28 protein-coding genes are annotated in these 26,689 nt (G+C 33.8%); 16 read left to right on the top strand and 12 right to left on the bottom strand.

Translation table 11 applies throughout. The features are described from left to right. Window positions 1-103: 103 nt before the first annotated feature. From BKM63_RS12105 to BKM63_RS12090, 4 genes are all read right to left on the bottom strand, one after another. Window positions 104-928: a hypothetical protein gene (locus BKM63_RS12105; RefSeq protein WP_071636841.1), complete on the bottom strand. Its 825-nt coding sequence runs from the start codon at window positions 926-928 to the stop codon at window positions 104-106. Window positions 929-1,110: 182 nt separating this feature from the next. Next, window positions 1,111-1,386, bottom strand: a complete 276-nt coding sequence (gene yajC, locus BKM63_RS12100) for a preprotein translocase subunit YajC (RefSeq protein ID WP_071636840.1) — start codon at window positions 1,384-1,386, stop codon at window positions 1,111-1,113. 151 nt (window positions 1,387-1,537) lie between these two features. Then, the gene (gene nusB, locus BKM63_RS12095) at window positions 1,538-2,449 is read right to left on the bottom strand and encodes a transcription antitermination factor NusB (RefSeq protein ID WP_071636839.1); all 912 of its coding nucleotides are present in this window, start codon (window positions 2,447-2,449) and stop codon (window positions 1,538-1,540) included. Window positions 2,450-2,783: 334 nt separating this feature from the next. After that, window positions 2,784-3,893: a Glu/Leu/Phe/Val family dehydrogenase gene (locus BKM63_RS12090; protein ID WP_071636838.1), complete on the bottom strand. Its 1,110-nt coding sequence runs from the start codon at window positions 3,891-3,893 to the stop codon at window positions 2,784-2,786. Window positions 3,894-4,097: 204 nt separating this feature from the next. On the opposite strand from BKM63_RS12090, the gene BKM63_RS12085 reads away from it, so the two are divergent. The 4 genes from BKM63_RS12085 to BKM63_RS12070 all read left to right on the top strand — a co-directional run bounded on the left by BKM63_RS12085 (window position 4,098) and on the right by BKM63_RS12070 (window position 7,864). Continuing rightward, window positions 4,098-5,876 (top strand): ABC transporter ATP-binding protein, encoded by a 1,779-nt coding sequence (locus BKM63_RS12085; protein ID WP_071636837.1) that lies wholly within the window; start codon window positions 4,098-4,100, stop codon window positions 5,874-5,876. Between the two features lie 68 nt (window positions 5,877-5,944). Then, complete coding sequence (locus BKM63_RS12080; RefSeq protein WP_071636836.1) at window positions 5,945-6,313, top strand: PUR family DNA/RNA-binding protein; 369 nt, start codon at window positions 5,945-5,947, stop codon at window positions 6,311-6,313. A gap of 157 nt (window positions 6,314-6,470) precedes the next feature. Next, on the top strand, window positions 6,471-7,295 hold the full coding sequence (locus BKM63_RS12075) for an alpha/beta hydrolase (protein WP_071637350.1): 825 nt from the start codon (window positions 6,471-6,473) through the stop codon (window positions 7,293-7,295). 23 nt (window positions 7,296-7,318) lie between these two features. Next, window positions 7,319-7,864 (top strand): RBBP9/YdeN family alpha/beta hydrolase, encoded by a 546-nt coding sequence (locus tag BKM63_RS12070; protein WP_071636835.1) that lies wholly within the window; start codon window positions 7,319-7,321, stop codon window positions 7,862-7,864. Window positions 7,865-7,956: 92 nt separating this feature from the next. Here BKM63_RS12070 and BKM63_RS12065 read toward each other — a convergent pair whose 3' ends face one another. Continuing rightward, the gene (locus tag BKM63_RS12065) at window positions 7,957-8,292 is read right to left on the bottom strand and encodes a tRNA-binding protein (RefSeq protein ID WP_071636834.1); all 336 of its coding nucleotides are present in this window, start codon (window positions 8,290-8,292) and stop codon (window positions 7,957-7,959) included. A gap of 130 nt (window positions 8,293-8,422) precedes the next feature. Between BKM63_RS12065 and BKM63_RS12060 the strand changes: the two genes are divergently transcribed. From BKM63_RS12060 to BKM63_RS12050, 3 genes are all read left to right on the top strand, one after another. Then, the gene (locus BKM63_RS12060) at window positions 8,423-9,316 is read left to right on the top strand and encodes an alpha/beta fold hydrolase (RefSeq protein WP_071636833.1); all 894 of its coding nucleotides are present in this window, start codon (window positions 8,423-8,425) and stop codon (window positions 9,314-9,316) included. A gap of 178 nt (window positions 9,317-9,494) precedes the next feature. Further along, window positions 9,495-10,049, top strand: a complete 555-nt coding sequence (locus tag BKM63_RS12055; protein WP_071636832.1) for a thioredoxin family protein — start codon at window positions 9,495-9,497, stop codon at window positions 10,047-10,049. A gap of 392 nt (window positions 10,050-10,441) precedes the next feature. After that, the gene (locus BKM63_RS12050; RefSeq protein WP_071637349.1) at window positions 10,442-10,837 is read left to right on the top strand and encodes a GreA/GreB family elongation factor; all 396 of its coding nucleotides are present in this window, start codon (window positions 10,442-10,444) and stop codon (window positions 10,835-10,837) included. 108 nt (window positions 10,838-10,945) lie between these two features. Here the strand turns inward: BKM63_RS12050 and BKM63_RS12045 are convergent, their stop codons facing one another. The 7 genes from BKM63_RS12045 to BKM63_RS12015 all read right to left on the bottom strand — a co-directional run bounded on the left by BKM63_RS12045 (window position 10,946) and on the right by BKM63_RS12015 (window position 16,271). Continuing rightward, complete coding sequence (locus tag BKM63_RS12045) at window positions 10,946-11,245, bottom strand: c-type cytochrome (protein ID WP_071636831.1); 300 nt, start codon at window positions 11,243-11,245, stop codon at window positions 10,946-10,948. A 93-nt stretch (window positions 11,246-11,338) separates the two neighbouring features. Next, entirely contained in the window at window positions 11,339-12,271 is a 933-nt protein-coding gene (locus BKM63_RS12040) for a peptidylprolyl isomerase (protein WP_071636830.1), read from the bottom strand. 67 nt (window positions 12,272-12,338) lie between these two features. Further along, entirely contained in the window at window positions 12,339-13,511 is a 1,173-nt protein-coding gene (locus BKM63_RS12035; RefSeq protein WP_071636829.1) for an MFS transporter, read from the bottom strand. Between the two features lie 110 nt (window positions 13,512-13,621). Then, entirely contained in the window at window positions 13,622-13,972 is a 351-nt protein-coding gene (locus tag BKM63_RS12030; protein WP_071636828.1) for a cupin domain-containing protein, read from the bottom strand. 50 nt (window positions 13,973-14,022) lie between these two features. Then, window positions 14,023-14,895 (bottom strand): sugar phosphate isomerase/epimerase family protein, encoded by an 873-nt coding sequence (locus BKM63_RS12025; RefSeq protein WP_071636827.1) that lies wholly within the window; start codon window positions 14,893-14,895, stop codon window positions 14,023-14,025. Window positions 14,896-14,923: 28 nt separating this feature from the next. Next, complete coding sequence (locus BKM63_RS12020; RefSeq protein WP_071636826.1) at window positions 14,924-15,787, bottom strand: Zn-dependent protease; 864 nt, start codon at window positions 15,785-15,787, stop codon at window positions 14,924-14,926. 118 nt (window positions 15,788-15,905) lie between these two features. After that, window positions 15,906-16,271, bottom strand: a complete 366-nt coding sequence (locus BKM63_RS12015) for a hypothetical protein (RefSeq protein ID WP_071636825.1) — start codon at window positions 16,269-16,271, stop codon at window positions 15,906-15,908. A 272-nt stretch (window positions 16,272-16,543) separates the two neighbouring features. Here BKM63_RS12015 and trmD point away from each other — a divergent pair, with 272 nt between their 5' ends. The 9 genes from trmD (at window position 16,544) to rlmF (ending at window position 26,585) form a co-directional block, all read left to right on the top strand. Continuing rightward, entirely contained in the window at window positions 16,544-17,221 is a 678-nt protein-coding gene (gene trmD / locus BKM63_RS12010; RefSeq protein WP_071636824.1) for a tRNA (guanosine(37)-N1)-methyltransferase TrmD, read from the top strand. A gap of 214 nt (window positions 17,222-17,435) precedes the next feature. Continuing rightward, window positions 17,436-17,786: a 50S ribosomal protein L19 gene (rplS, locus tag BKM63_RS12005; protein WP_071636823.1), complete on the top strand. Its 351-nt coding sequence runs from the start codon at window positions 17,436-17,438 to the stop codon at window positions 17,784-17,786. A gap of 284 nt (window positions 17,787-18,070) precedes the next feature. Beyond that, the gene (locus BKM63_RS12000) at window positions 18,071-20,293 is read left to right on the top strand and encodes an NADP-dependent isocitrate dehydrogenase (RefSeq protein ID WP_071636822.1); all 2,223 of its coding nucleotides are present in this window, start codon (window positions 18,071-18,073) and stop codon (window positions 20,291-20,293) included. 141 nt (window positions 20,294-20,434) lie between these two features. Then, the gene (locus BKM63_RS11995; protein WP_071637348.1) at window positions 20,435-22,816 is read left to right on the top strand and encodes a TonB-dependent receptor; all 2,382 of its coding nucleotides are present in this window, start codon (window positions 20,435-20,437) and stop codon (window positions 22,814-22,816) included. Between the two features lie 37 nt (window positions 22,817-22,853). Beyond that, complete coding sequence (locus BKM63_RS11990) at window positions 22,854-23,681, top strand: DUF4249 domain-containing protein (RefSeq protein WP_071636821.1); 828 nt, start codon at window positions 22,854-22,856, stop codon at window positions 23,679-23,681. 2 nt (window positions 23,682-23,683) lie between these two features. After that, entirely contained in the window at window positions 23,684-24,166 is a 483-nt protein-coding gene (locus BKM63_RS11985; protein WP_071636820.1) for a GyrI-like domain-containing protein, read from the top strand. Window positions 24,167-24,210: 44 nt separating this feature from the next. Next, on the top strand, window positions 24,211-24,651 hold the full coding sequence (locus tag BKM63_RS11980) for a DinB family protein (protein WP_071636819.1): 441 nt from the start codon (window positions 24,211-24,213) through the stop codon (window positions 24,649-24,651). Window positions 24,652-24,829: 178 nt separating this feature from the next. After that, window positions 24,830-25,492, top strand: a complete 663-nt coding sequence (locus tag BKM63_RS11975; RefSeq protein WP_071636818.1) for a thiamine diphosphokinase — start codon at window positions 24,830-24,832, stop codon at window positions 25,490-25,492. Window positions 25,493-25,634: 142 nt separating this feature from the next. Then, window positions 25,635-26,585, top strand: coding sequence for a 23S rRNA (adenine(1618)-N(6))-methyltransferase RlmF (gene rlmF / locus BKM63_RS11970; RefSeq protein ID WP_071636817.1), 951 nt, complete (start codon window positions 25,635-25,637; stop codon window positions 26,583-26,585). Window positions 26,586-26,689: the final 104 nt, after the last annotated feature.

Below are 26,689 nucleotides of genomic sequence, written 5' to 3'. Positions count from 1 at the left end.
AACAGAGCCTGTGGTTTGTAAGAAAGCGTTAACATCCATAAAATCGAATTTAAATTACCTCCTTAAATCCTTATTTTATCAGACACCTGTCAGATATATTATTTTAATTATAATATTCTTTCAATTCAAAATTGTATTTATTCTGCTTCCATTTTAATTCGTTAACCAGAAAGTATCTATGATAGAAACCTATTAATACAACAATTTTTTTGTTTGGATATTTACTTTTCCATTTTAAAATATTATCAATTATTGTTCTGTTTCTTAACTCCTCAAAGTAAGAATATCTTTTATACAACTCTCGTAATGAAATGGAATCTTTTGCTGCTGTTTCGATTTTCAGCTTAAGAAACTGCTCATTTTCATCTACGATTTCTTTTAATTTTTGATATTGGTAAAATTGCCTTTCTCTGACTAGATTGTCAGTAGAAATTGAATTCAATTCTCTTAACGAATTATTATCTAATTCATTTAGAGAATTTGACAATTCGATATACCGATTCCAACTTTCTTTATATTTTTTAGATAAGATATTTAAAGAATCAAGAACATTTATCTCATTTAAAACTACATCTGGGTTCTGAATCCCATTTTCTTTTCGATAATTATTTCTTCCTTCAAATTCCATTGGCCTGAATAAAGTAGTTTTATAATTCTTCTTATATTTTAAAACTGCATTCCACTCATTTTCATCATATGTATTTTTAAATGTAAAATCGGAATTGAAATTTGTCATATCCGACTCCATAAGAATTAGGTCAGGTTTTAGATTTTCCAGAACTGAATAAATAGTATCCTTATTTATTTTTTTTGTTGGAAAATGTACAGTTCCAATAATTATTAATTCTGCTTTCTTTTTTTGATTACTTAATTGGGCTTTACCAAATATCGAGGTGAAACAAAATGTAATAATTATTAAGTTTTTCATTAAAATTAGGTTTAAATTACGGTTGTTAGTTAGTCTTTGATTATTGCAAGAATATCAAGTGAGATTATTTCGTTTCGTGAAAAGAGATAAAACTGGACTTAATTTATGGTAAACTTAAAAAAAAATCCCAAACTCCAATTATTAAATTGGAATTTGGGATCTAAATATTTTGATCTTAAAAATTAAGCCTTTTTATTCAAAGCAGCACTCATTTCCATAGAAATAGCTGAACGCTCAATTTTTAGTTTACCAGACATCGTTTCGATGATAACTGAAGTTTCTGCAAGCTCAGCAACTTTACCGTGGAAACCGCTTTTAGTAATTATTTTGTCACCTACTTTTAGGCTGCTTTCAAATTCTTTTTCGTTTTTTGCTCTTTTTTGTTGTGGTCTGATCATGAAGAAATAGATTACCACGAACATTAATAGAAATGGCGCAAATTGAGTTAATTGTCCCATAATTTAAATTCTGTTTTTTGATTTATATTACTATTTTCTTTGGAGTTGGCTCTTCTCCCGTCCCGAGGCTTCGGGATCAGGATCGCTCAGAGTGACACCAATAATTAAAATTTGTTATTTATCCCGAAACTTCGGGATTGAAATTCCAATTTTACATCAACCCTCTTCCCACTTTTACCATTTTTTTATTGGCTTCAAGTTCTTTTACAAGGTTATCTAAAATTCCGTTGATAAAAATACTGCTTTTTGGCGTAGAATACTCTTTTGCAATTTCTAAATATTCGTTAAGAGTTACTTTTACTGGAATTGAAGGGAATTTTAAAAATTCGCAGATTGCCATTTTCAGGATAATCGTATCAATTTCGGCAATTCTTTCACTGTCCCAGTTTGGTGTTTTATCGTCATATTCTTTTGCAAGAACCGCTTCGTTCAAAACTGTTCTTCTAAATAAGTCTTTAGCAAAATCCTTATCCTCAACATCTTTGTACAATTTAGGAACTCTAAAATCGTCCGGATCTTCGGTTTTAATAGCTTTTAATTGTTTGATAATATGTGTGTTTACAACCGGAATATCATCAACCCATGTTAATTTATCATCCTCTAAATACTCATATAATTTATCGTTTGGCACAATAACTTCTGCAAACAAATCAGCAATGAACTGTTTATCTTCCTCAAAAGTATTTACATTATTGCTCATGTATTTTTTATACAAATCGCTGGCTTTAATATCATTTAAAAGTAAAATGATATAATCGTCGTTTAATGTCCAGTTGTTGATTTTACGATTTTCTAAAGCAATGCTAAGAGAATTGCTTTCTGCAAGAAGCTGAAAAATTTTGTTTTTAATAAATTTTTCATTCGGATTACGTTCTGCCGCTGTGGCAAGATGTTTTTTACTTGAGAGATGTAAAAAAACAGATTCTTTTTTGCAAATTTCAATTAATGAAGAAAGCATTATAAGATATAAGTCCTGAATGTTGTCAATGCTGTAAAAAAGAAACTTCTCTTCTTTTTCCATATTATCAGAACCGCTTTGATGCATTGCATAAATGGATTGCATTACTTTAACCCGTATGTGTCTTCTATTTACCACCTCGTAAGAACATTTAAAAATTAGTCTGCAAAATTAGGAATTTCAATCCTTATATTAAAATTAAATCGCGAAAAAAGTCTGTTTTTAGTCTCAGTTTGCAGCCACAGTTTTCGGTCGCAGTTTGCAGTCGCAGTTTTCAGTCATTTAGAAACTATCAAAATCTCTTTTAGTCGCGCAGTTTTCAGTCATAGTTTGCAATCATCTGGAAAAGTCTCAGTTTGCAGTGGCAGTTTTCAATAAAAAAAAGTCTCAGTTTCCAAATACCTGAAAACTGAGACTGAGACTATAAACTATAAAAAAATTACTTTTTAGCTGCGTTTTCAATTTTTCTCGCATCGATACGATTTTGAGCAATTGTAAGCGCCGCTTTATGAGTAGTTATTCCGTTTTTCACAGCGCAATCGATAATTTCTAATGTTGTGTTGTAGATATTTTCGGTTTTAGCCATTATTTCAGCTTTTCCATAATGCTCTAATTCAGCATAAACATTGATGATTCCACCAGCGTTGATTAAGAAATCCGGAGCATATAAAATTCCTCTTTCCTGCAATCTTGCACCGTGAACATTCTCATCAGCTAATTGGTTGTTTGCAGCACCTGCAATAACTTTAGCTTTAATTTTATTTACTGTATCGTCATTAATTGTTGCTCCCATTGCACATGGTGCGTAGATATCAACATCTGCAGTGTATAAATCTTCACCAGTATAAATTGTCGCATTATATTTTGAAGCAACCTGGTATAATTTTTCTTCGTTAATATCAGTAATAGTTACCTGCGCTCCTTCTTTAGTTAAATATTCAACTAAAGTTTCACCCACGTGTCCAATTCCCTGAACCAATACTTTTTTACCATCTAAAACATCAGAACCAAACTGACTTTTAGCAGCTGCTTTCATTCCTAAATAAACACCGTAAGCCGTAATAGGAGAAGGATTTCCAGAACCGCCTCTCTCTTCAGAGATTCCTGTAACATAAGGCGTTACATCTCTTACAGTATCCATGTCTTTTGTTTCCATTCCAACATCTTCGGCTGTAATGTATCTACCGCTTAAAGAGTGAACAAACTCACCAAACTTACGCATTAATTCAGGCGTTTTTTGTGTTTTTGAATCCCCAATAATTACTGCTTTACCGCCGCCAATATTCAAACCGGTAATAGCTGATTTATAAGTCATACCTCTAGAAAGACGTAAAACATCGTTTAACGCTTCCCACTCGGTATTATAATTCCACATTCTAGTACCTCCTAAAGCTGGTCCCATAACTGAGTTATGAATACCAATAATTGCTTTTAAACCTGTATCTTTGTCATTGCAAAATACAATTTGTTCGTGATCGTCAAAAGATAATTGACCAAAAACAGGATCCATTTTTTGAAGTTCCTTTCCAGTTGCGAAAGTTGCATCCATAGCGTTACTATTTAGTTGTTTAAAATTATGAATTTGTCAAAAAGACATCTCAAACATAAACAAAAAATACACTTGTGCTAATTTTTTATCTATAAAATAACAATTATACAATATTTTTATTTTGATTAAATTGTAATTTATTATACTTTTAATTAAGAATAATTCACAAATTTAAATCAATCTAATATTGAATCTCTTAAAAAAATGAAAGAATTAAGCTATTTAAACAAATATTTTATTAAATATAAATATAGTTTTTCACTCGGAATTTTAATCACCATAATCGCACAAATATTTTCTTTATTTACTCCTAAGCTAATCAGCAAGTCGTTAAATGCGATAGAAACGTTTGATAAATTACCTGCCGCTGAACAGACAAAACAAGCTGTAATTGATTCTTACCGTCAGGATTTAATCCATAACGTACTGTTAATCATTGCAACAACTATTGTTGCGGGGTTTTTAACTTTTTTAATGCGCCAGACTTTAATTGTAATGTCGCGCCATATTGAGTTTGATTTAAAAAATGAAGTTTTTAAACAATATGAAAATCTTTCTCAAAACTTCTATAAACAAAACCGCACCGGAGATTTAATGAACCGAATTAGCGAAGACGTTTCTAAAGTTCGTATGTATGTGGGGCCGGCTGTTATGTATACCATAAATACATTCATTCGTTTTGCGATCGTTATACTATATATGTATAATGTTTCGCCTTTGCTTACTTTATATACAATTCTTCCGCTGCCTATTTTATCGTATTGTATTTTTAAACTAAGTTCAGAAATCAACAAGCGAAGCACCACTTTTCAACAGTATTTATCTAAAGTTTCAAGTTTTACCCAGGAAATATTTTCAGGAATAAGAGTCATAAAAGCATATTCATTAGAAAATCAACATCAAAATAATATGGTAAACCTTGCAGACGAAAGCAAACGCAAGAGTTTAGATTTAGCAAAAGTACAATCTCTGTTTGGCCCTTTAATGATCGCACTTATCGGAATCAGTAATTTAGTTGTTATTTATTTTGGAGGTGTCATGTACATTAACGGTACGATTCCGAATATTGGAACTATAGCCGAATTCATTTTATATGTCAATATGTTAACCTGGCCGGTTGCTTCACTTGGATGGGTTTCATCAATGGTTCAGGAAGCAGAAGCTTCGCAAAAACGTTTAAATGAATTTTTAAAAATTGAGCCCGAAATTAAAAACAACAACCCAAATCCTTCAGACATCCAGGGTTCAATTTCTTTTGAAAACGTGAGCTATACTTATGAAGATACCAATATCGAGGCTTTGAAAAATGTTTCATTTACAGTAAAAAAAGGAGAAACACTGGCTATTTTAGGCAAAACAGGTTCTGGAAAGTCGACAATATTATCTTTGATTTCCCGTTTATATGATGTTACAGAAGGACAGATTACAATTGACGGAAATGAGATCAGTACTTTGAACTTAAATGATCTTAGAAACAATATTGGGATTGTGCCTCAGGATGCTTTCCTTTTTTCGGATACCATTAAAAACAATATCAAATTTGGCAATCAAAATGCAACCGATGAAGAAGTAATAGATGCAGCAAAAAATGCGGTAGTTCATGATAATATTGCAGCATTTAACAAGCAATACGATACTGTTTTGGGCGAAAGAGGTATTACACTTTCGGGCGGACAAAAGCAGCGTGTATCTATTGCGAGGGCAATTATAAAAAATCCGGCCATTTTACTTTTTGACGATTGTTTATCTGCCGTTGATACCGAAACCGAAGAAACTATCTTACATAATCTATTTGAAATTTGTAAAGATAAAACTACAATAATTGTCAGTCATCGGGTTTCATCTGCTAAAAATGCCGACAAAATTATCATTCTTGAAGATGGCAGGATCATTCAACAAGGCTCTCATAATCAATTAATAAATCAAGAAGGCTATTATGCATCGTTATATTTAAAACAACTTTCGGAAAAAGAATTACTTTAATTGTTGCGTAATAGATAATTTTTTATGATTTTTGAGTACTATTAATTCCAAAAATGATAGAACGTATTATGAGAGAAAATGACATGTTAGAAAAAGAAGAGATTTTTTCTAAAGTATTACGAGCGGGAAGAAGAACTTATTTCTTTGATGTGAGAGCTACTAAAGCTGACGATTATTATATCACGATTACCGAAAGTAAAAAATTTACTGAAGAAGATGGTTCTTTTCATTTTAAAAAACACAAAATTTATTTATACAAAGAAGATTTTAGTGCTTTTGCTGAAATACTAGAAGAAATGACTTCATACGTTTTAAACCACAAAGGCGAAGAAGTAATCTCTGAAAGACACCAAAAAGATTTCAAAAAAGAATACAGTTCTGATAAAGCTGAAACACAAAGAACAAGCTTTACTGATATTGATTTTGATGATATTTAGTCCAATATAACTTTTTTTTAAAGTACAAGTCCAATATGTCCCGCATTTTGGACTTTTTTTATACATATATTTATTATTTTAGATTGCAGATTTTATCTTTTAGAAGATTTGGAATATGGCCTCGAATCTTCGCATAATCAATTCAAGTTTTTTTAAAATGAAAAAAATATTATTATTACTCAGTTTCCTTTTTATTGGAGTTACATCATTTGCCCAAAAATTAGATTACGAAACAAAATCGAACATTCAATATTACAATACAGCAACAAACAAATCAGATAGTTATATTAACGAAAGATGCGTTTTAGATATTTATTACCCAAAAAACGCTAAAACTTTTGCCACAATTGTCTGGTTTCATGGCGGCGGATTAACAGGTGGCAGCAAAGAAATTCCGGAAGCATTAAAAAATAAAGGCTTTGCCATTATTGGTGTTAACTATAGATTATCTCCAAAAGCAAAAGCCGAAAAAGCCATTGACGATGCCGCTGCAGCCGTGAGCTGGGCCTTTAAAAATATCGGGAATTATGGAGGAGATTCTTCTCTAATTTTTGTTTCAGGTCATTCTGCCGGAGGATATTTGGCTTCGATGATTGGTTTAGACAAAAAATATCTTCAAAAAGAAGGCATCGATGCTAATAAAATTGCGGGACTTATTCCGTTTAGCGGGCAGTGTATTACGCATTTTGAAATTAGAAGAGAAAACGGAATTCCTGAAAAACAGCCTACAATTGACAATTTCGCACCCTTATACCACGTTCGAGCCGATGCTCCGCCTCTTTTATTGATTACAGGAGATCGCGAACTAGAAATGCTGGGACGTTATGAAGAAAACGCCTATATGGCCAGAATGATGAAATTGGTTGGACACAAACAAACTAAACTTTACGAACTAGACGGTTATGGCCACGGAATGACTGAACCGGGTTTTCCTCTTTTAGTTAATGAAGTCAACAGAATTATTAAAGAAGCTAAAAAATAATCACTAAATATAAATCCACGGCAATGGAAACTCAACTTTTAATTTTACCCGGATTAGGAAATTCCGGCGAAAAACACTGGCAGACCTTTTGGCATGAAAAATTCGAAAATTCTATTCGTTTAGTTCAGGACAATTGGGACGAGCCTGTTCGAGAAGACTGGATCGCTCGTTTAAACGAAGAAGCCTCTAGATTAGACAAACCAACAATATTAGTAGCCCACAGTTTAGCTGTTTCATTAGTTTTGCATTGGGCTGCGACAAACAGTAATAAAAACATTATTGGCGCTTTACTTGTGGCTCCTGCTGATGTAGATTCACCACAGCATACCCCGGAGATAATCAGAAACTTTTCACCAATGCCTATTTACAAACTGCCATTCCCATCAATAGTTGTAGCAAGCGAAAACGATCCTTATGCTTCATTCGAAAGAAAAAAATATTTCGCAGAACAGTGGGGAAGCGATTTCGTAAACGTTGGCCAGCAAGGACATATCAACTCTGACTCTGATTTAAAATATTGGGAAGAAGGACAAGCCATCTTGAAGCAGTTGATCAAAAAAACTTCTTAGTTTTCAGTCGCAGTCGCAGTTTTCAGTCGCAGCTGCCGCCTTATTTCCCCTGAAGATTGAGACTGAAAACTGAGACTGAAAACTAAAAAAAACTACCCAATCCTAAGTCCATTTTCTATTTTAAAATCGGGAGCCAGCAATATTACATCTCCCTCCTCGCCTACAGCGCCCAGTACAAGACATTCACTCATGAATTTTCCAATTTGTTTTCTTGGGAAATTAACAACCGCCACAATTTGACGGTTTACTAAATCTTCTTTTTGGTAGCGTTTTGTAATTTGTGCCGATGATTTTCTGATACCAATTTCAGCACCAAAATCTATGGTAAGTTGAAATGCAGGCTTTCTCGCTTCAGGAAAATCATTTACTTCAATGATAGTTCCAATTCGCATATCTGTTCTTTCAAATTCGTTCCAGGTTAAATCCATTTTAAAAAATTGTTTATTTACAAACCTATTAATTTTGTAATTAATACAACTAATTCTATAACCCATTTTTATACTCTCGTTTTAATTTTACTGAACAGGTCATAGTAACTAATTAGAAAAAAATATAAAAATGGAAAATAGTATAATTAATACCAATCCGTCTCTAAGAGATTTAGATTTTGATATTCATCAATTAAACACTGATAAGTATATCGAAACAGCCAAAAACGTAAAACTCTACGTTAAGGATTACGGAAAAGGAAAACCCGTTATTTTAATTCATGGATGGCCGCTTTCTAATGAAATGTGGGAATATCAGATTGAATTTTTGGTTAAAAATAATTATAGAGTAATTGCCTATGACCGTCGTGGTTTTGGTAAATCGTCTCAACCTTGGGATGGATACGATTATGACACTTTAACTGATGACTTAAGCGAAATTATAGAACAGCTTCAATTAGAAAATGTGACTTTGGTTGGCTTTTCAATGGGTGGCGGAGAGGTAGTTCGTTACTTTAGCAGACATCATGGAAAAGGCGTTGCCAAAGCGGCTTTAATTTCCTCCATTATTCCATTTTTATTAAAAACTGATGATAATCCTGAAGGACGTCCAAAAGAAAAAAGTGATGCAACAGCTGCCTCCATAAACGAAGACAGAATTGGCTTTCTGGATAATTTTGGCAAAATATTTTTTGGTGTCAATATTATCAATAAACCCTTAAGCACACCTTTGCTTGAATATTACAGGAATTTATGTGCTGCGGCTTCACCAAGAGCCACATTACAATGTGCAGAATCTTTAAACACAACTGATTTTAGAGATGAACTTCATACTATCAAAGTTCCAACATTGATAATTCATGGAAACGACGACAAAAATGTTCCAATTGAAGTAAGCTCAGAAAAAACAGCCAAAGCAATAGAAAACAACACTTTCATTGTCTACGAAGGTGCTCCACACGGATTATTTTACACCGAAAAAGACAAATTAAATAGAGATCTGCTTGAATTTTTGAATTCATAAAGAAGCTTTAGCTACAGATTACGCAGAATAAAAATCGTTTTTTAATTTTTTAGAATCATTTTTTATTTGTGTAATCTGCAGCAAAAAAATAGTCGCAGCCTAGAAAAACATTTCTTCCTACACTCTTTCATTTACAGAATTTTAAAGCTATTTTTGAGAATTAATTTTCTATAAAAAAATGGCAAGGACTCCTTCAAATATGATTCCGCTTGGAACAATCGCTCCAGAATTTCATCTAAAAGACACAAATTCGAATAACATCTATTCGTTTGAGGATCTAAAGGGATCAAAAGGAACGCTTGTTATTTTTATGTGCAATCATTGCCCCTTTGTCCTTCATGTAATCAATGAAATTGTCATGATTGCTAATGATTATCGTGTTCAGGGACTAGGCGTAATCGCAATTTCCAGCAACGATATCGCCAAATATCCCGAAGATTCTCCTGAATTAATGACTGACTTTGCTTTGCAGCATAAAATTGATTTTCCTTATTTGTTTGATGAGACTCAGGAAACTGCCAAGGCTTATGAAGCAGCCTGTACGCCTGATTTTTATTTATTTGATAATCAGGACCGTCTTTTTTACAGAGGACAATTAGACGACTCGAGGCCTGGAAACGGAATTCCATTAAGCGGCACTGACTTAAGAAACGCAATTGACGCTTTGATTTACAACCGAACTTTGAATGAAATCCAGAAGCCAAGTATAGGCTGCAGTATTAAATGGAAATAAAGATTGTTTGCATTTAAAAAACTTTACCTATCTTTGCAAATCAAATTAACATTACTCATTGTGAGCACTATAACAATATTTACAGTTTCTGCTTTACTGTTTTCTTTTAGAAGAAGACCGCTTTCGGCTGTATTTATTTCACATAGTAAGGCCTTTATTAATTAGGCCTCCGTCTATTTCAATTTCTTCTTTCAGGCGGAGGATTTACATCAATTTAAACATTTATTTATTTGACAAAATTAGATTTTGATCAGATATTTTTTTGTTTTTCAAATTAAACATTTTTAAACGCATATCCTGTTTTGAAACAGGCTGCACCTCAGCTTGCTTTACAAAGCATAAAAGAAGAAAAATCATTCAAAAAAAGTATAACAATAAAATTCAATATAGATATGAAACCAACACCCACTTTCTGTAAAACAGATTATCAATTTTTAAGAGAATTGATTTCAAAAAGTAAAAATTCAACCAATACTAAAGAAGCCAATCAGCTTTCGCAAGAGTTAGACCGCGCAGTAATAAGCAAAGAAAGCGATTTGGACAATTCGGTTATCAGAATCAATTCATTAGTAACGATTGAAGATGTAAAAGCAAATAAACAAATGAAAATACAAATCGTTTTACCTTCATCTGCTGACGTAAAACAATCTAAAATTTCAATCCTGGCTCCTTTAAGTGTTGCTATTATTGGTTTTAAGGAAAATGACGAAGTAGATTGGGAAATGCCGGCGGGCATTAAAACTTTAAAAATAGTAGCAGTAGATAATTCGGCTGTACATCATTCCTAACTTTTTAAACACCTCATTCTGTGAAGGTGTTTTTTTATATCTATTTGAAAAATAAAAAAACTGTTCAATATATATTGAACAGTTTTTTTATGCTTTTTTGCTGCCGAATTATAATTGCGAATCGATATAATTTGTAATTGATGCCATCTGGGTTTCATCCAACTTAGCCTTTTTACCCATTTTTACCAAAATTGGCGTCCATTCTTCTTTTGTAAAACTCTTTGGTTCATACAATTTATGGCATTTTGCACAATTGTTATCATATAAATTTTTACCTGCTTCTAATTCAGGTGTTAATGCTGACGTTTTTACTGCTTCAACAGGTGCTGCTGCAACGGTAGCCGTTTTTTGTGTTCCGCAGGAAACCACCAAGAATGCAAGCCCCGCAAGGATTAAAATGTTTTTCATTTACTTTACTTTTTAAAGTAAATATAAAAAAAATCCCATTCGGCCTGCGAATGGGATTATTATTTAAAACAATACTAAATTGCTTCTGAATTCTTATTTTACATCCATTAATTCAACGTCAAAAATCAAAGTAGCATTTGGCGGGATAACTCCTCCTGCACCAGCTGGTCCGTAACCTAAATCAGATGGAATTACAAAACGAGCTTTGTCTCCAACTTGTAATAAAGCGATACCTTCGTCCCATCCTTCGATAACTTGTCCAATTCCTAATTTAAATTCGATTGGTTTTTTACGCGGGTAAGATGAATCAAAAACTTTTCCGTTTTCTAAAGATCCTTCGTAGTGAACAGAAACTGTTTTTCCGGCTTCCGCTTTTTTACCCTCACCTTTTTGAATCATTTTATAACGTAAACCGCTTTCTGTTTTATCAAAACCAGCAGCTAATTGTTCCATTTTTGCTTCAGATTCTGCTTTTAAAGCCGCTTCACGTTTAAGACGAGCACCTTTTAAGCCAACGAAAGCTTCGATAGCATTCCATTTTTGAGCTTCTTCACCCACTCTGATGATTTCTACTGAATCAAGATTATCACCTTGAGCCACTGCATCAACTATATCCTGTCCTTCAACTACATAACCAAAAACACTATGTTTTCCGTCTAGCCAAGGAGTTGGAACGTGAGTGATAAAAAATTGAGAACCATTGCTTCCAGGTCCAGAGTTTGCCATAGATAAAACTCCCGGGCGATCGTGTTTTAAAGTTGGGTGAAATTCATCATCAAATTTATAACCCGGATCTCCAGTTCCAGTTCCTTTAGGACATCCGCCTTGAATCATGAAATCAGCAATTACTCTGTGGAATGTTAATCCGTCGTAGAATTTTTGTCCTTGAGGTTTAACTTTATTTTCCATATTACCTTCTGCAAGAGCTACAAAGTTCCCTACAGTTCCAGGCGTTAAATCGTGTGTTAGTTTTACTAAAATCGAACCTTTGCTAGTGTTGAATTTAGCGTATATTCCGTTTTCCATGTTGTTATTTTTAATTTGAACGCAAATTTACAAATTAATTTTTTAATCAATTTGTGCTTTTGCTTTTTTAGTCCCGACGTTTCGGGATGGATTTATAAGTCAGTCCATAAACAGCCAATGAAACCAAAGATAAAACCATACAACCAATAGCCACAGCATGCCATCCTCCCAATTTCCATAATAATAATCCGTATGCAGATCCCGCTGCAGTTCCTAAGAAACTGAAAGACATAAATACGGTATTCAATCTATTTCTGGCTTCTGGCAAAAGTGAATAAACTCTTGTTTGGTTTGAAATATGAACACCTTGGATTCCGATATCAATAAATACAATTCCGATTGCAATTCCGATTACACTTTCTATTGAAAAATAGAAAATCAAAAAGCTGATTAGAATCAATAAACATCCGTAGCCAACTGCAATTCTTGAATTTCCCTTGTCTCCAATTTTTCCAACCAAAGGTGCTGCCAAAGCTCCTGATGCACCTACAATACCGAATAAACCAATTGTTGCACTGTTAAAATTAAATGGTTCTCCAGAAAGCAGTAAAACCATTGTTGTCCAGAAAGCCCCAAACTGAGCAAAACTAAATACGTTAATTGCTGTAGCTTCACGCAATACAGGCTGTGTTTTTATAAGTGTAAAAAGAGACTGGATTAATTGGCCATAACTTCCTTTGAACTGTGGTTTATTAACCGGAAATTTATTCTGAATAACAAAAAAGATTAAAAGACAAATTCCGGCAGCGATATAAAACATTGATCTCCAACCTAAAACCTGACCAATAAATCCGCTTAAAGTTCTTGAAAGTAAAATCCCTACTAATAAACCGCTCATGATTGTTCCAATAACTTTTCCTCGTTGTTCTGCTGTGCTTAGCGAAGCGGCCAAAGGCAAAATAAGCTGAGGCACAATCGAAGTGATTCCGATTAGCAAAGAAGCAATTTGTAAAATAAGGAAGCTTTTTGCCGTGGCTGCAATTAATAAGGCAATTACCGAAGCAAAAGTGGTGATTAAAATCTGCTTTTTTCGTTCTAATTTGTCGCCAAGAGGTACCATAAAAAACAATCCAATAGCATAACCGGCTTGGGTTAAATAGGTAATAGTTCCGGCACTGGCTTCCGGAATTTTAAATTCGTTGGCAATTAAAACAATTAAAGGCTGGCAGTAATAAAGATTTGCAACTATAAGACCAGTGCAAACTGCCATAAACAGGACGTTGGTTTTAGATAAATTCATTTTGCAAAAATACCGATCTAATCTTAATCAAAACTTTAAAAAAGTTATAAAATTTTTAAATTTAAGATTAGACCCGTCTTTTCTAATGATATTCTATTGATTTTTAATCTTTATGATCTCAGAAAATCTTCTCTTGCCGGACCAAAAACATCCGTAAGCATACCACTTTCCAGGCATACAACTCCATGAACTGCATGAGGTGGAATATAAAAACTATCTCCTTCTTTTAAAGTCTCTGTTACGCCATTTATGGTAACATCGAATTTTCCGCTTGCCACGTAAGTAACCTGCGTGTGATAATGTTCATGCAAAACGCCAATTCCTCCAGTTTCAAAATGAACGTTTACGAGCATAACCCTGTCATCAAAAGCCAAAATTTTGCGTTTGATGCCTTCACCTACCACTTCCCACTCTATTTCGTCTCCTTTTATAAACTCTTTGCTTGTTCCTATATCTGACATAACTTTCAAAATTGATTTTTGCAAAAATAAGATATTTTCATGATTCTGTTTTAAATCAATTCTTTTGAAATAAAATCACAGCTGGTTTTAACCGATTTAAATGAATTTATGGCAAAATTATTCTCCTGTTCAACAAAAAAATGAACCAATCCTGATTGTCTGGCTTCTTTAAAGAAAGGTTTAAAATTGATTGATCCTGATCCGATTTCTGTATTCAGAGCTGCATTTTTCTTGTCCATATCTTTAACATGCCACATTTTAAAACGGCCGGGATTTGCTTTAAACAATTTAAGCGGATCATTTCCTGAACGTACGACCCAGTATAAATCTAATTCAAAATAAACCAGATTTTTATCAGTTTCATTCAATAAAATCTCATAACCAGTAACCTCATTATGCTTTTGAAATTCAAAATCATGGTTATGATAAGCTAATTTTAAACCAGCATCGTTACACATTTTAGCGGCCTGATTTAAACGTGACGCAATCTTTTTATAATCGTCAATACTTTTTCTAAAAGGTTCATCGACCCAGGGAACAGTTAAGAATTCGCTTTGTAAAATCTTAGCCGCTTCAATTGCCGCAATAAGTTCAGCCGTATTTCCATCATACAAAAAGCTTCCTAAATTATAATGTCCGCTTACTGCTTTTAGCTTATTTTCGTCTAAAATCTTTTTTACTTCAATTGGAGACAATCCCCAAAATTGATCTTTTATCGAAAAGCCATACGTTTCTACCGTTGTATATCCCGAAGCGGCAACTTTTTCTAAAGTTTCTTTTACATTTTTCGGAAGTTCTTCCCGCAATGTATATAACTGCAAACCAATTTCTTTTTTATTCATAGAAAATGCTAATGAGGGTAAAGCCAGAACCGCCGCTCCGGCCAGACTTGTGTTAATTATAAAGTTTCTTCTTGTGATCATGGCAATTTATAATTCAAAAAGTAGTTTTTTATTGAATGACATTAATATCCTTTTCCATTAATTTATATCCGTCAGTTAAATTATTCCGAAGAAAGTATTTTTCCAATTCCTTCACTCTCTTTTTATTATCATACTTTATACAGGAACTTAATTTTTGCTGACAGACAGAACATAAGCGTATTGAATGCCTGTCGGTTTCTTCCATACTGTTTGTTCCGTTCATAACACAATCTGCATTAATGCAATGATGAAGACCAAACATATGACCAATTTCATGCGAACTTATCTTGAGTAATCTGGATAAACATCGATTAAAATTTTCTGAAGTCAGTTCTCCATCCTGAAACCTATAAATAGAGCTTACCCCTACTTTATCTCTATAAGATGCCAGACCAAAAACATAATTCCACTCTGGTTTAGGAAACAAATCAACTTCGGTAACCCCCATTAAGGCAATTCTGTTCAAAGGCTTTTCTTTTTTTAAAACACTATCCAAAAGGTATCCCGCCAAAAACTGTTCATGGTCTTCGTAAAGCATTCTTCTGGCAGATGCAGGAACTATATCATTTGAAACAGCTTCTAGAGTTTTTGTTTTTAATTGAAAGTAAATTTCTAAATATTCATTCAGCAATTCGATTTGTCTTTTTTGCAAAACATTAAAATTACCAATAGGACGCAGGTAAATAATATTAGAATCTTTTGTTGGAACAATATGTTTAGATTTTTGATATTGCTCAAAAGTCTGTCCTTTTTCTTTACGGGAAAAAAGCCAGTCTCCGTAAACAGGCGCTGCTAATTTAACATCATTACTTTTGATTTGCTCAAAATAGGGATCTGCATGCCTGCTGCAAGAACAAAATATTATAAAAATAAGAATAGCTGTTTTTCTCATATACTTTTTGCTAAATATATTCAAAAAACAGCTACTTTATAATTCAAATAAAAAATATTTTAACAATTTTTCTAAACAGTCAAATATTTAAAATTATAATTTTATTTAGAACAGGAAATCACTTTGCAGTTAATAAATTCATCCCAGTTATTTTTTGAGAATCGAGTGCCTGAGGCGGGTAATTCTGTTTTTCTTGTCGGGTTGAAGTTACTTTTCCGTCTTTGCCAATATAAACATAATTATAGTTCCAATAGTTTTGACCTGCCATTCTTGGACCATCAGAATGATTTTCATTTACAAAAACCTGGTCTGCATAAACAAGAATTTCTCCTTCCTTATTATCCGCTAAAGTTCGTACGGGAGTTCCCCATATTTTAATTAGTTTTGACTTACTTTCTCCTACTGATGAAGCCATTGAATTTTTAGTACTTGAGCACGAGATCTGCAAAAATACTATAGCGGCGATTACTATTATTTTTTTCATTTGAAAAGGTGTTTTTGGAATGATTGTTATTCGTAGTTACATATTAGGTGATGTAATACTACTTAAAATTAGTAAATAAATATTTACATAATTATCTTTTAATGTTACATAATTATTATTTAACACTCTAACCTTCAAATAATTGATTTTTGAAGTATTTTGAAGAAAAGTTAATATTTCTTTCCGGCAGTATTTTGAGTTATTTGAATTTTGTTTTTTCACTACCCAATATTAACTTGTATCTTTGCACCTTAGAATAATTAAGAGAAAAAATGCGAATTGACATTATAACGATTTTGCCGGAATTATTAAGAAGTCCATTTGAGGCTTCAATTATGAAACGTGCCATTGACAAAGGTTTAGTTGAAGTACATTTTCATAATTTACGCGATTATACCACTAACAAACAAAAAAGCGTAGATGATTATCCCTTTGGCGGAGGTGCCGGAATGGTGATGATGGTACAGCCTATTGATGCCTGTATAACACATTTAAAAAGTGAACGCGAATATGACGAAATCATATATATGTCTCCTGACGGTGAAACCTTAAACCAGAAAATGGCCAACAAAATGTCGATGTATGAAAACATTATCATTTTATGCGGACATTATAAAGGTGTAGATCAGCGTGTAAGAGATCATTTTATTACTAAAGAAATTTCTATTGGTGATTATGTTTTATCCGGAGGAGAATTAGGCGCATTAGTTTTATCTGATGCTTTAATCAGGCTTATTCCCGGTGTTTTAAGCGACGAAACCTCAGCCTTAACAGATAGTTTTCAGGACAACCTTCTTTCAGGACCAATATATACACGGCCAGCAGATTATAAAGGATGGAAAGTACCCGAGGTTTTAACCAGCGGACATTTTGCCAAAATAGACAAATGGCGCGAGGATATGGCTTATGAACATACTAAGAACAGACGCCCGGATTTACTTCAGGAATAGTTTTCAGTCGCAGTCTCAGTTTTCAGTGAATTCGATTACTGCTAGACTACGACTGAAAACTGCGACTAACACCCAATTTATCAACAAGTTAAAATAATTTATAATTTACAATTTATAATTCATAATTATTTTCTACATTTGCACCCGAATTAGACTAACCTCTGGCGAGATCCGTGAATGTTACTCTATATAAAACTATAATAATAAAATTATCATGGCAGATTTATTAAAATTCGTTCAAAACGAATTCGTTGCTAAAAAAGATTTCCCTGAATTTGGAGCTGGAGACACTATCACAGTTTACTACGAAATTAAAGAGGGTGAAAAAACAAGAACTCAGTTTTTTAAAGGAGTTGTTATTCAAAGAAGAGGTTCTGGTAACACAGAAACTTTCACAATTCGTAAAATGTCTGGAGCTATTGGAGTTGAGCGTATCTTCCCAGTAAACTTACCAGCTTTACAAAAAGTTGAAATCAACAAAAAAGGTGCAGTTCGTAGAGCTAGAATTTTCTACTTCAGAGAACTTACTGGTAAAAAAGCTAAGATTAAAGATAAAAGAAGATAATCATTTATCTATTTGTTATAAAAAACTCGTTTCATATCGTTTGAAACGAGTTTTTTTTATGCCTTTTTTACAACCAATATCAAAACTGTAATTTTTTAATATCAAAATCATCGATTTGACAATTTAAACAGCGCGAAATAACAATCTGATAATTCAACCTTTTCTAGGTAAAACTACACCGTTTTCGGACTGTTTTTATTATATTTGCTCCGCTCGTTTTGAGCCGACTTATACCATTTACATCGCCATTCTTTGACGACACGATTATAAAAAAAAAAAAAAAAATGACACAGAATTCAAAAATTTTTTACACCTTAACTGATGAGGCGCCATTGTTAGCGACTTATTCTTTATTACCTATTGTTCAAGCTTTTACTTCTACTGCAGGTATTGCTATTGAAACTAGAGATATCTCATTGGCAGGAAGAATTTTATCTAATTTTCCTGAGTCTTTAACAGATGCTCAAAAAACAGTAGATGCACTTGCAGAACTTGGTCAATTAGCTACAAAGCCAGAAGCTAACATTATTAAGCTGCCAAACATTTCAGCATCGGTACCGCAATTAAAAGCCGCTATAGCTGAATTACAATCTCATGGTTACAACGTTCCTAATTTCCCGGAAGATCCTCAAAATGATGCTGAAAAGGAAATTAAAGCAAAATATGCAAAAGTTTTAGGTTCTGCTGTAAATCCGGTTTTGCGTGAAGGAAACTCTGATCGTAGAGCTCCAAGAGCAGTAAAAAACTTTGCAAAAGCAAATCCGCACTCAATGGGCGCCTGGTCTGCTGACTCAAAAACTAAAGTGGCTTCTATGTCAAACGGTGATTTTTACGGAAGTGAAAAATCTCTTACTGTAGCAGATGCAAATGATGTAAAAATTGAATTTGTTGCTAAAGACGGAACGACAACAGTTTTAAAAGCAAGTACACCTCTTAAAGCCGGCGAAATTATTGACAGCTCTGTTTTAAGTGTAAAAAAATTAAAAGCGTTTGCTGCTGAAGCAATTGCTGAAGCAAAAAAAGAAGGTGTTTTACTTTCTGTGCATTTGAAAGCTACTATGATGAAAGTTTCAGATCCAATTATCTTTGGCGCTATCGTTGAAGTATATTTTGCTGATCTTTTCAAAAAATACGAAACTTTATTCAATGAATTAAACGTTGATACTAAAAACGGTTTAGGAGACATCTATGCTAAAATTGCAGGAAGACCTGAACAGGCTGAAGTTGAAGCTGACATCACTAAAGCTATTGAAAACGGACCAGCTTTAGCAATGGTTAATTCTGATAAAGGAATTACAAACTTACACGTTCCATCTGATGTTATTGTTGATGCTTCTATGCCGGCAATGATCCGTACTTCTGGACAAATGTGGAACAAAGATGGTAAGGCGCAAGATACGATTGCAGTTATCCCAGATCGTTCTTATTCTGGTGTTTACACAGCGACTATTGATTTCTGTAAAAAACACGGTGCTTTTGACCCTAAAACAATGGGAAGTGTTCCTAACGTTGGATTAATGGCGCAAAAAGCAGAAGAATACGGATCTCACGATAAAACTTTCCAAATAAAAGCTGACGGAGTTGTTCGTGTTGTTGATGCAAACGGAACTGTTTTAATGGAACAAAACGTTGAAACAAATGATATTTTCAGAATGTGCCAGGCAAAAGACGCGCCTATTCAGGACTGGGTTAAATTGGCTGTAAACAGAGCTCGTTTATCTAGCACTCCTGCTGTTTTCTGGTTAGACGAAAACAGAGCACACGATAGAGAATTAATCGTAAAAGTTCAAAAATACCTTAAAGATTACGATACAACAAACCTTGATATCCGTATTTTAAACCCGGTTGCTGCTACTGAATTTACTTTAGACAGAATTATCAAAGGTTTAGATACTATTTCTGTAACAGGAAACGTTTTACGTGATTACTTAACAGATTTATTCCCAATTTTAGAATTAGGGACTTCTGCAAAAATGTTGTCTATCGTTCCTTTAATGAATGGCGGTGGATTGTTTGAAACTGGTGCTGGAGGTTCTGCTCCAAAACACGTTGAGCAATTTACAGAAGAAGGATATTTACGTTGGGATTCATTAGGAGAATTTTTAGCTCTTGGTGCTTCATTAGAGCATTTAGGACAGACTTTAGACAATTCTAAATCAATTGTATTGGCAGAAACTCTTGACGAGGCTAACGACAAATTCTTGGCAAACGACAAATCTCCAGCTCGTAAAGTTGGTCAGATTGACAACCGCGGGTCTCACTTTTACCTTGCATTCTATTGGGCTCAGGCATTAGCTGCTCAAAATAAAGATGCAGAATTAAAAGCGATCTTTACTCCAATTGCAGCTGAATTTGAAGCAAACGAAGCAAAAATCAATACAGAATTAATTGGTGCACAAGGAAAACCTCAAAGCATTGGCGGATATTATCAGCCAACTCCTGAGTTAGTCAGCAAAGCAATGCGCCCTAGTGAAACATTCAATTCTATTATTGCAAAAATAAAATAATTCAAAAGCGCACAGCGTTTTATAAATATCAAAAGGACAACTCAAAAAGTTGTCCTTTTTTTATTCTTAACTTATCTTTAACAAAAGTCCGGACGTAATATTTAGTAAGAATGACTATCTATGTATATCAAAACCAGTACAATGCTTACAAAAAAAATCAGTATTTTTCTAATTATTCTCTTTACGACTTTTACTTCTTTTTCTCAGGATAAATTCACGCTAAGCGGTACCATAAAAGATTCAAAAAACAATGAAACCTTAATTGGTGTCAATGTTTATATTCCAGCCTTAAAAATTGGAACCACAACAAACGAGTACGGCTTTTATTCTATCACCCTTCCTCGCGGCGAACATCAGGTAGAAATTAGCTATGTAGGGTATCAAACCATTCAGCAAACTATCGTTTTGAACCAAAATACCAAAAATAATTTTGCTGTCAGCGAAAGCGGCGAAGAACTTCAGGAAGTAATTATTACAGACAATAAAGGCAAAATAAATATTAAATCTCCCGAAATGAGCGTTAATAAACTCTCCATTTCAACTATTAAAAAAATGCCTGTTGTAATGGGCGAAGTCGATGTTTTAAAATCAATTTTATTACTGCCCGGAGTTACCAATGCAGGAGAAGGTGCTTCTGGATTTAATGTTCGAGGCGGCGGTGCTGATCAAAATTTAATTTTATTGGATGAAGCTACTATTTTTAACTCCTCTCACGTTTTCGGATTTTTCTCTGTTTTTAATCCGGATGCAATAAAAGATTTAAAATTGTATAAAGGCGGCATTCCGGCAAGATTTGGCGGGAGAGCTTCCTCTGTTTTAGAAATTTACCAAAAAGACGGAAGCAGTAAAGATTTTCATGTAAACGGAGGAATTGGTTTAATTTCAAGCCGGCTTCTTGTAGAAGGCCCGCTAGTAAAAGACAAAGGTTCGTTTTTAATTGGAGGAAGAGCGTCATACGCACATTTATTTTTAAAACTTTCCGAAGAAAACAAAGATAACTCTGCTTATTTCTACGATCTAAATGCGAAATTCAGCTATAAAGTAAACGACAACAACAGTTTATATTTATCCGGATATTTTGGGCGTGATGTTTTTAGTTTAAATAAAAGTTTTACGAATACCTACGGTAACTCAACCTTAAATCTGAGATGGAATCATTTGTATTCTGATAAATTATTTTCTAATTTATCGTTAATCTACAGCGATTATTATTATGGACTCGATCTGGATTTTGTTGGTTTCAAGTGGGATTCGGGAATCAAAAATTACAATATCAAATACGATTTTAAGCACTATCTTTCAGATAAATTCAAACTAAATTATGGTTTAAACGGAATTTACTACGAATTTAATCCCGGAACAATTAAGCCCAGCGGCATCGATTCTGGAATTAATCCGGATCAATTAGATAAAAAATATGCTTTTGAACCCTCTGTCTATTTGGATGCAGAAAACCAGCTTTCTAAAAAAATTACAGTTGCTTACGGTTTACGTTATAGTTTGTTTTATCGTTTAGGCGCTTCAACTGTAAATTATTACGACAATAATAATCCGGTGGTTTTCAACTCAGCCATGCAGATTTACGAAAAAGGAACTCCAACTTCAACAAAATATTTCGGAAAAAACAAGGTCATTAAAGACTACAACAATCTCGAACCGAGACTTGCAGTTTCCTATCAATTAAATGATGATCAGTCCATAAAAGCAAGCTATAACCGCATGGCTCAATATCTTCAGTTAATTTCAAACACCTCATCTCCTACTCCGCTGGATGTCTGGATGCCAAGTGACAATTATATCAAACCGCAAATTGCAGATCAGGTGGCTTTAGGATATTTTAGAAACATTAAAGAGGGTGCCTATTCGCTGGAAGTAGAAACTTATTATAAGAAAATCCAAAACAGGCTGGATTATATTGACGGCGCTGACTTAATTGCCAATGATGCCATCGAACAGGTAATTTTAAACGGAAGAATGCGTGCGTATGGTTTAGAAATTATGGTGAAAAAAAACGAAGGAAAGTTTAACGGCTGGGTTTCTTATACTTTATCAAAATCTGAACAACAGACTCCAGGAAGAACACCGGAAGAGACAGGAATTAATAATGGCCAATGGTACAGTTCTGCTTACGACAAAACACACAATCTGGCGATAACCTCTGCTTATAATTTAAACGAAAAATGGTCATTTGGGGCTAATTTTGTTTTGCAGTCGGGACAACCGGTTACATATCCGAATGGCCAATATGTATATCTTGGAATTACAGTTCCAAGCTACGGATTACGAAACAAAGACAGACTTCCTGCTTATCATCATTTAGATATATCAGCCACTTTAACACCCCGAAAAAACAAAGGCAGAAACTGGAAAGGTGAATGGGTTTTCAGCATTTACAATTTATACAACCGCCAGAACGCAGCATCCATTAACTTCAGACAAAATTCTGATACAGGTGTTAACGAAGCAGTTAAAACATCCATTTTTGGAATTGTACCTGCTGTGAGTTATAATTTTAAATTTTAAAAAATCATTTCTGAAAAAGAAAAACAAAGAATATATCATGAAAAAAGCAACCTTAATAATCGTGTTTTTTACTTCACTTTTCTTTGCAAGTTGTGAAGAAGTTGTTGATGTTGATTTAGATACTGCACCGCCAAAATTAGTAATTGAAGCGGCGATTAATTGGGAAAAAGGAACAACAGGAAATGAGCAGACTATAAAACTGACCACTACAACTGGTTATTTTGAAAACGTAATTCCTACTGTTTCCGGAGCTCTTATTGATATAAAAAACAGTCATGGCGAACAGTTTAATTTTATAGAAGTAAAAAAAACAGGTGTATATGTCTGCAGTAATTTCGCACCCGTTATCGATGAGCAGTACACGTTAACCGTAGTCAGCAGAGGGAATAGATACATTGCAACCGAAACTTTAAAATCTGTAGCCCCTATTACCAGAATAGAACAAAATAATGAAGGTGGTTTTACAGGGAAAGATATTGAAATAAAAGCGTTTTATAATGATCCCGCCGATTCAGATAATTTTTATTTGTACAAATATGTATACTCTAATAAAATCAAGTCAACATTTTATGCAGATGAGGATAAGTTTTTTAACGGTAATGAATTTTTCAGTCTATCAGATGATGAAGATTTAAAAATTGGGAATGAAATCGAAATAACACATTTTGGAATCTCAAAACAATATTATAATTATATGAGTATTTTAGTCAGCATTGCCGGAAACAATGTTGGAGGGCCGTTTCAGTCTCCGCCTGCAACCGTAAAAGGAAATATTGTCAATGTAACTAATAAAGATAATTATCCTTTAGGCTATTTCTCACTTTGCGAAACTTCCACAGCTAAATATAAAATAAGTACAAAATAAAAATGGAAGCACAAATTAAAACCGCGGCCGAAAAAAAGCTAATTGGAAAACATATCGACATGTCTTTCATCGAAAACAAAACATTTCAATTATGGAGTAGTTTTATGCCAAAACGCAAGGATATTAAAAATACCGTCGATAATAATTTGTATTCGTTAGAGGTTTTCTCTCCAAATCATTTTGACAATTTTGATCCGGCCAAAACATTTCAAAAATGGGCAGCGGTAGAAGTCGAAAATTTTGATCATATTCCGTCAAACATGGGAACGCTGGTAATTCCAAATGGATTATACGTTGTTTTTATTCATTACGGCCCTGCATCCGAAGGCCATAAAACCTATCATTCGATTTTTGCAGAATGGCTTCCAAATTCAGAATACACAGTAGACGACAGACCGCATTTTGCCGTAATGGATCATAAATACAAAAAAGACGATCCGGATTCTGAGGAAGAAATCTGGATTCCGATAAAAAATAGAGATTGATTTCACCGCTGTAAATTATTCTTCTTAACTTTCATCTAAAAAACATGTTAATCGAAACGCTCAAAATACTTTTTAACAGAGACTTAAATAAACTCAAATTTGAAATTGAATCGTACGAATACGAAAATCAGATTTGGGTGATTAATCAAGATATTTCTAATTCTGGAGGCAATCTGTGCCTGCATTTAATTGGAAACATCAATACTTATATTGGAGCCGAAATTGGAAAAACAGGATACATTAGAAACCGTCCTTTAGAATTTTCTCTAAAAGATATTCCGAAATCAGAATTAATCGAGAAAATTGAAGACACCATCTTAGTTGTAAATAATACCTTAGACACTTTAACCGAAGCAGATTTACAGCACATTTATCCGCAGATTGTTTTTGAAAAAGAAATGACAACCGGGTTCTTTTTAGTTCATCTTTCAACACATCTGGCCTATCATTTAGGACAAATAAACTATCACCGAAGGTTGATTTGATTTTAGATCAATAGGCTTCGACTACGCTCAGCCGGACAACGGTATTAGCTGGTTTTGTTTTCTTATTGTCAGACTGAGCGTAGTCGAAGTCCTTTTCACAAAAGCAAAAAATCTAAAATCTAAAATCTGAATTCTAAAATACTAACCTTACCTTTGCCTCACATTCAAAAAAAATCACATGTCATCACATCATATAGTTCGAGACGATCAGGAACCTGCTTTAATAATTGCAAACGGAGCGGCCTGCAATCCTGAATTATTAGGACAACTGCTTGAATGGTCGCCATTGGTTGTTGTGTTAGACTCGGCGATGGAAAGAGTGATAGAATTAGGTATTAAAGTCGATGTCCTTTTAGGAGATTTTGATCATGGCTTCGACCCCGAAATCTATAAAACATCACAATATCCTATCGAAATTGTTCATACACCGGATCAGGATAAAACCGATTTAGAAAAAGCTTTTGATTATTTAGTAAAAAGAAAAATCCCTGCCGTAAATGTAGTCTGGGCAACCGGAAGACGCGCAGATCATACTATTACCAATTTAACTAATATTGTTCGTTATCGTGATTTACTTAAAATTGTAATTCTCGATGATCATTCAAAAATCTTTTTACTTCCAACAAAATTCGAAAAATGGTATACGGCTAAAACGCCAATTTCGTTGATTCCAATTGGTGTTGTAAACGGAATTTATTCTACCAATTTACAATATCCGCTGCAAAATGATACCCTGACAATGGGCTACAGAACCGGAAGCAGTAATTCTGTCGCAAAAGACGGTCTTGTCACTATTTCTCATACAAACGGCGATTTATTGTTAATGGAATGCTTTGATTAGAAGCTTATCCTGCTGTCCGCTATATCTTTTGTGGTGAACCCCACCACAAAAGGATGCCGCTTCCATCAGGGCTAGGGCAATCGTTTTCATAATAAGTCTTTCTAAAAAAGGAATACCTATCTTTGCATAGAAATAAATCAAAATGAAAGCAGAAAATAATTCACAAAAAGACAATTTACATCCCAGAAACCTTCATCGTTCGCGATACGATTTCGAACTTCTTATTTCTAATTGTCCTGAATTAAAAGCTTTTATTTCCATAAATAAATTCGGAATTGAAACTGTTGATTTCAGTAATCCGCTTGCCGTAAAAACGTTAAACAAAGCTTTACTGCAAACGTATTATGATATTCAAAACTGGGATATTCCTAAAAATTACCTATGTCCGCCTATTCCGGGTCGTGCCGATTACATTCATTACATAGCCGATTTACTGGCTGAAACGAATAACGGTCAAATCCCAGAAGGTAATTCTGTCATGGGACTTGACATCGGGACAGGAGCCAATTTGATCTATCCGATATTAGGAAATTCAATTTACAACTGGAGTTTTGTCGCAACTGACATTTATAAAAGTTCGATTGAAAACTGCAGTAAAATTATTGAAGCAAACCCCAAATTAATTGATACAATTAGTTTGCAGCAGCAGACAGAACCGCGCTTCATTTTCAAAAACATTATAATACCCGAAGATCGTTTTACCTTCACCATGTGTAATCCGCCTTTTCATGCATCGGCAGAAGAAGCCAACAAAAGCACATCGAGAAAAGTATCTAATTTAAATCCGAAAGAAAAGAAAACCACAAATCCTGTTTTAAACTTTGGGGGGCAAAATGCCGAATTATGGTGCAATGGAGGCGAAATTGGATTTGTAACTCAAATGATTTACGAAAGTGCAAAATATGCTTCGCAAGTTTTATGGTTTACAACATTGGTTTCAAAAAAAGAAAATCTTTCTTCGATTTATAAAACTTTAAAAAAGGTTAATGCCGCTTCAGTTAAAACAATCGAAATGTCGCAAGGGCAGAAAAACAGCCGTATTGTGGCATGGAGCTTTTTAACCAATGCTGAACAGAAGGCTTTTAAAATTTAATGATTAACCCATTACAACCATATTAAATAATTGATTTACAAACGAATACTTGATTTTACACATTGCTTTTACTACATTTAGTACAAACTATTTAAAATCAAAAT

It is taken from the genome of Flavobacterium johnsoniae, from assembly GCF_001879205.1.
Lineage (GTDB): Bacteria > Bacteroidota > Bacteroidia > Flavobacteriales > Flavobacteriaceae > Flavobacterium > Flavobacterium johnsoniae_A.
This window is presented reverse-complemented; position numbering and strand designations above follow the sequence as displayed.

Excerpts from the sequence above, each read along its gene's own strand:
- BKM63_RS12105 (WP_071636841.1), bottom strand. The coding sequence starts at position 928 with ATGAAAAACTTAATAATTATTACATTTTGTTTCACCTCGATATTTGGT.
- yajC (WP_071636840.1), bottom strand. The coding sequence starts at position 1,386 with ATGGGACAATTAACTCAATTTGCGCCATTTCTATTAATGTTCGTGGTA.
- nusB (WP_071636839.1), bottom strand. The coding sequence starts at position 2,449 with ATGCAATCCATTTATGCAATGCATCAAAGCGGTTCTGATAATATGGAA.
- BKM63_RS12090 (WP_071636838.1), bottom strand. The coding sequence starts at position 3,893 with ATGGATGCAACTTTCGCAACTGGAAAGGAACTTCAAAAAATGGATCCT.
- BKM63_RS12085 (WP_071636837.1), top strand. The coding sequence starts at position 4,098 with ATGAAAGAATTAAGCTATTTAAACAAATATTTTATTAAATATAAATAT.
- BKM63_RS12080 (WP_071636836.1), top strand. The coding sequence starts at position 5,945 with ATGAGAGAAAATGACATGTTAGAAAAAGAAGAGATTTTTTCTAAAGTA.
- BKM63_RS12075 (WP_071637350.1), top strand. The coding sequence starts at position 6,471 with ATGAAAAAAATATTATTATTACTCAGTTTCCTTTTTATTGGAGTTACA.
- BKM63_RS12070 (WP_071636835.1), top strand. The coding sequence starts at position 7,319 with ATGGAAACTCAACTTTTAATTTTACCCGGATTAGGAAATTCCGGCGAA.
- BKM63_RS12065 (WP_071636834.1), bottom strand. The coding sequence starts at position 8,292 with ATGGATTTAACCTGGAACGAATTTGAAAGAACAGATATGCGAATTGGA.
- BKM63_RS12060 (WP_071636833.1), top strand. The coding sequence starts at position 8,423 with ATGGAAAATAGTATAATTAATACCAATCCGTCTCTAAGAGATTTAGAT.
- BKM63_RS12055 (WP_071636832.1), top strand. The coding sequence starts at position 9,495 with ATGGCAAGGACTCCTTCAAATATGATTCCGCTTGGAACAATCGCTCCA.
- BKM63_RS12050 (WP_071637349.1), top strand. The coding sequence starts at position 10,442 with ATGAAACCAACACCCACTTTCTGTAAAACAGATTATCAATTTTTAAGA.
- BKM63_RS12045 (WP_071636831.1), bottom strand. The coding sequence starts at position 11,245 with ATGAAAAACATTTTAATCCTTGCGGGGCTTGCATTCTTGGTGGTTTCC.
- BKM63_RS12040 (WP_071636830.1), bottom strand. The coding sequence starts at position 12,271 with ATGGAAAACGGAATATACGCTAAATTCAACACTAGCAAAGGTTCGATT.
- BKM63_RS12035 (WP_071636829.1), bottom strand. The coding sequence starts at position 13,511 with ATGAATTTATCTAAAACCAACGTCCTGTTTATGGCAGTTTGCACTGGT.
- BKM63_RS12030 (WP_071636828.1), bottom strand. The coding sequence starts at position 13,972 with ATGTCAGATATAGGAACAAGCAAAGAGTTTATAAAAGGAGACGAAATA.
- BKM63_RS12025 (WP_071636827.1), bottom strand. The coding sequence starts at position 14,895 with ATGATCACAAGAAGAAACTTTATAATTAACACAAGTCTGGCCGGAGCG.
- BKM63_RS12020 (WP_071636826.1), bottom strand. The coding sequence starts at position 15,787 with ATGAGAAAAACAGCTATTCTTATTTTTATAATATTTTGTTCTTGCAGC.
- BKM63_RS12015 (WP_071636825.1), bottom strand. The coding sequence starts at position 16,271 with ATGAAAAAAATAATAGTAATCGCCGCTATAGTATTTTTGCAGATCTCG.
- trmD (WP_071636824.1), top strand. The coding sequence starts at position 16,544 with ATGCGAATTGACATTATAACGATTTTGCCGGAATTATTAAGAAGTCCA.
- rplS (WP_071636823.1), top strand. The coding sequence starts at position 17,436 with ATGGCAGATTTATTAAAATTCGTTCAAAACGAATTCGTTGCTAAAAAA.
- BKM63_RS12000 (WP_071636822.1), top strand. The coding sequence starts at position 18,071 with ATGACACAGAATTCAAAAATTTTTTACACCTTAACTGATGAGGCGCCA.
- BKM63_RS11995 (WP_071637348.1), top strand. The coding sequence starts at position 20,435 with ATGCTTACAAAAAAAATCAGTATTTTTCTAATTATTCTCTTTACGACT.
- BKM63_RS11990 (WP_071636821.1), top strand. The coding sequence starts at position 22,854 with ATGAAAAAAGCAACCTTAATAATCGTGTTTTTTACTTCACTTTTCTTT.
- BKM63_RS11985 (WP_071636820.1), top strand. The coding sequence starts at position 23,684 with ATGGAAGCACAAATTAAAACCGCGGCCGAAAAAAAGCTAATTGGAAAA.
- BKM63_RS11980 (WP_071636819.1), top strand. The coding sequence starts at position 24,211 with ATGTTAATCGAAACGCTCAAAATACTTTTTAACAGAGACTTAAATAAA.
- BKM63_RS11975 (WP_071636818.1), top strand. The coding sequence starts at position 24,830 with ATGTCATCACATCATATAGTTCGAGACGATCAGGAACCTGCTTTAATA.
- rlmF (WP_071636817.1), top strand. The coding sequence starts at position 25,635 with ATGAAAGCAGAAAATAATTCACAAAAAGACAATTTACATCCCAGAAAC.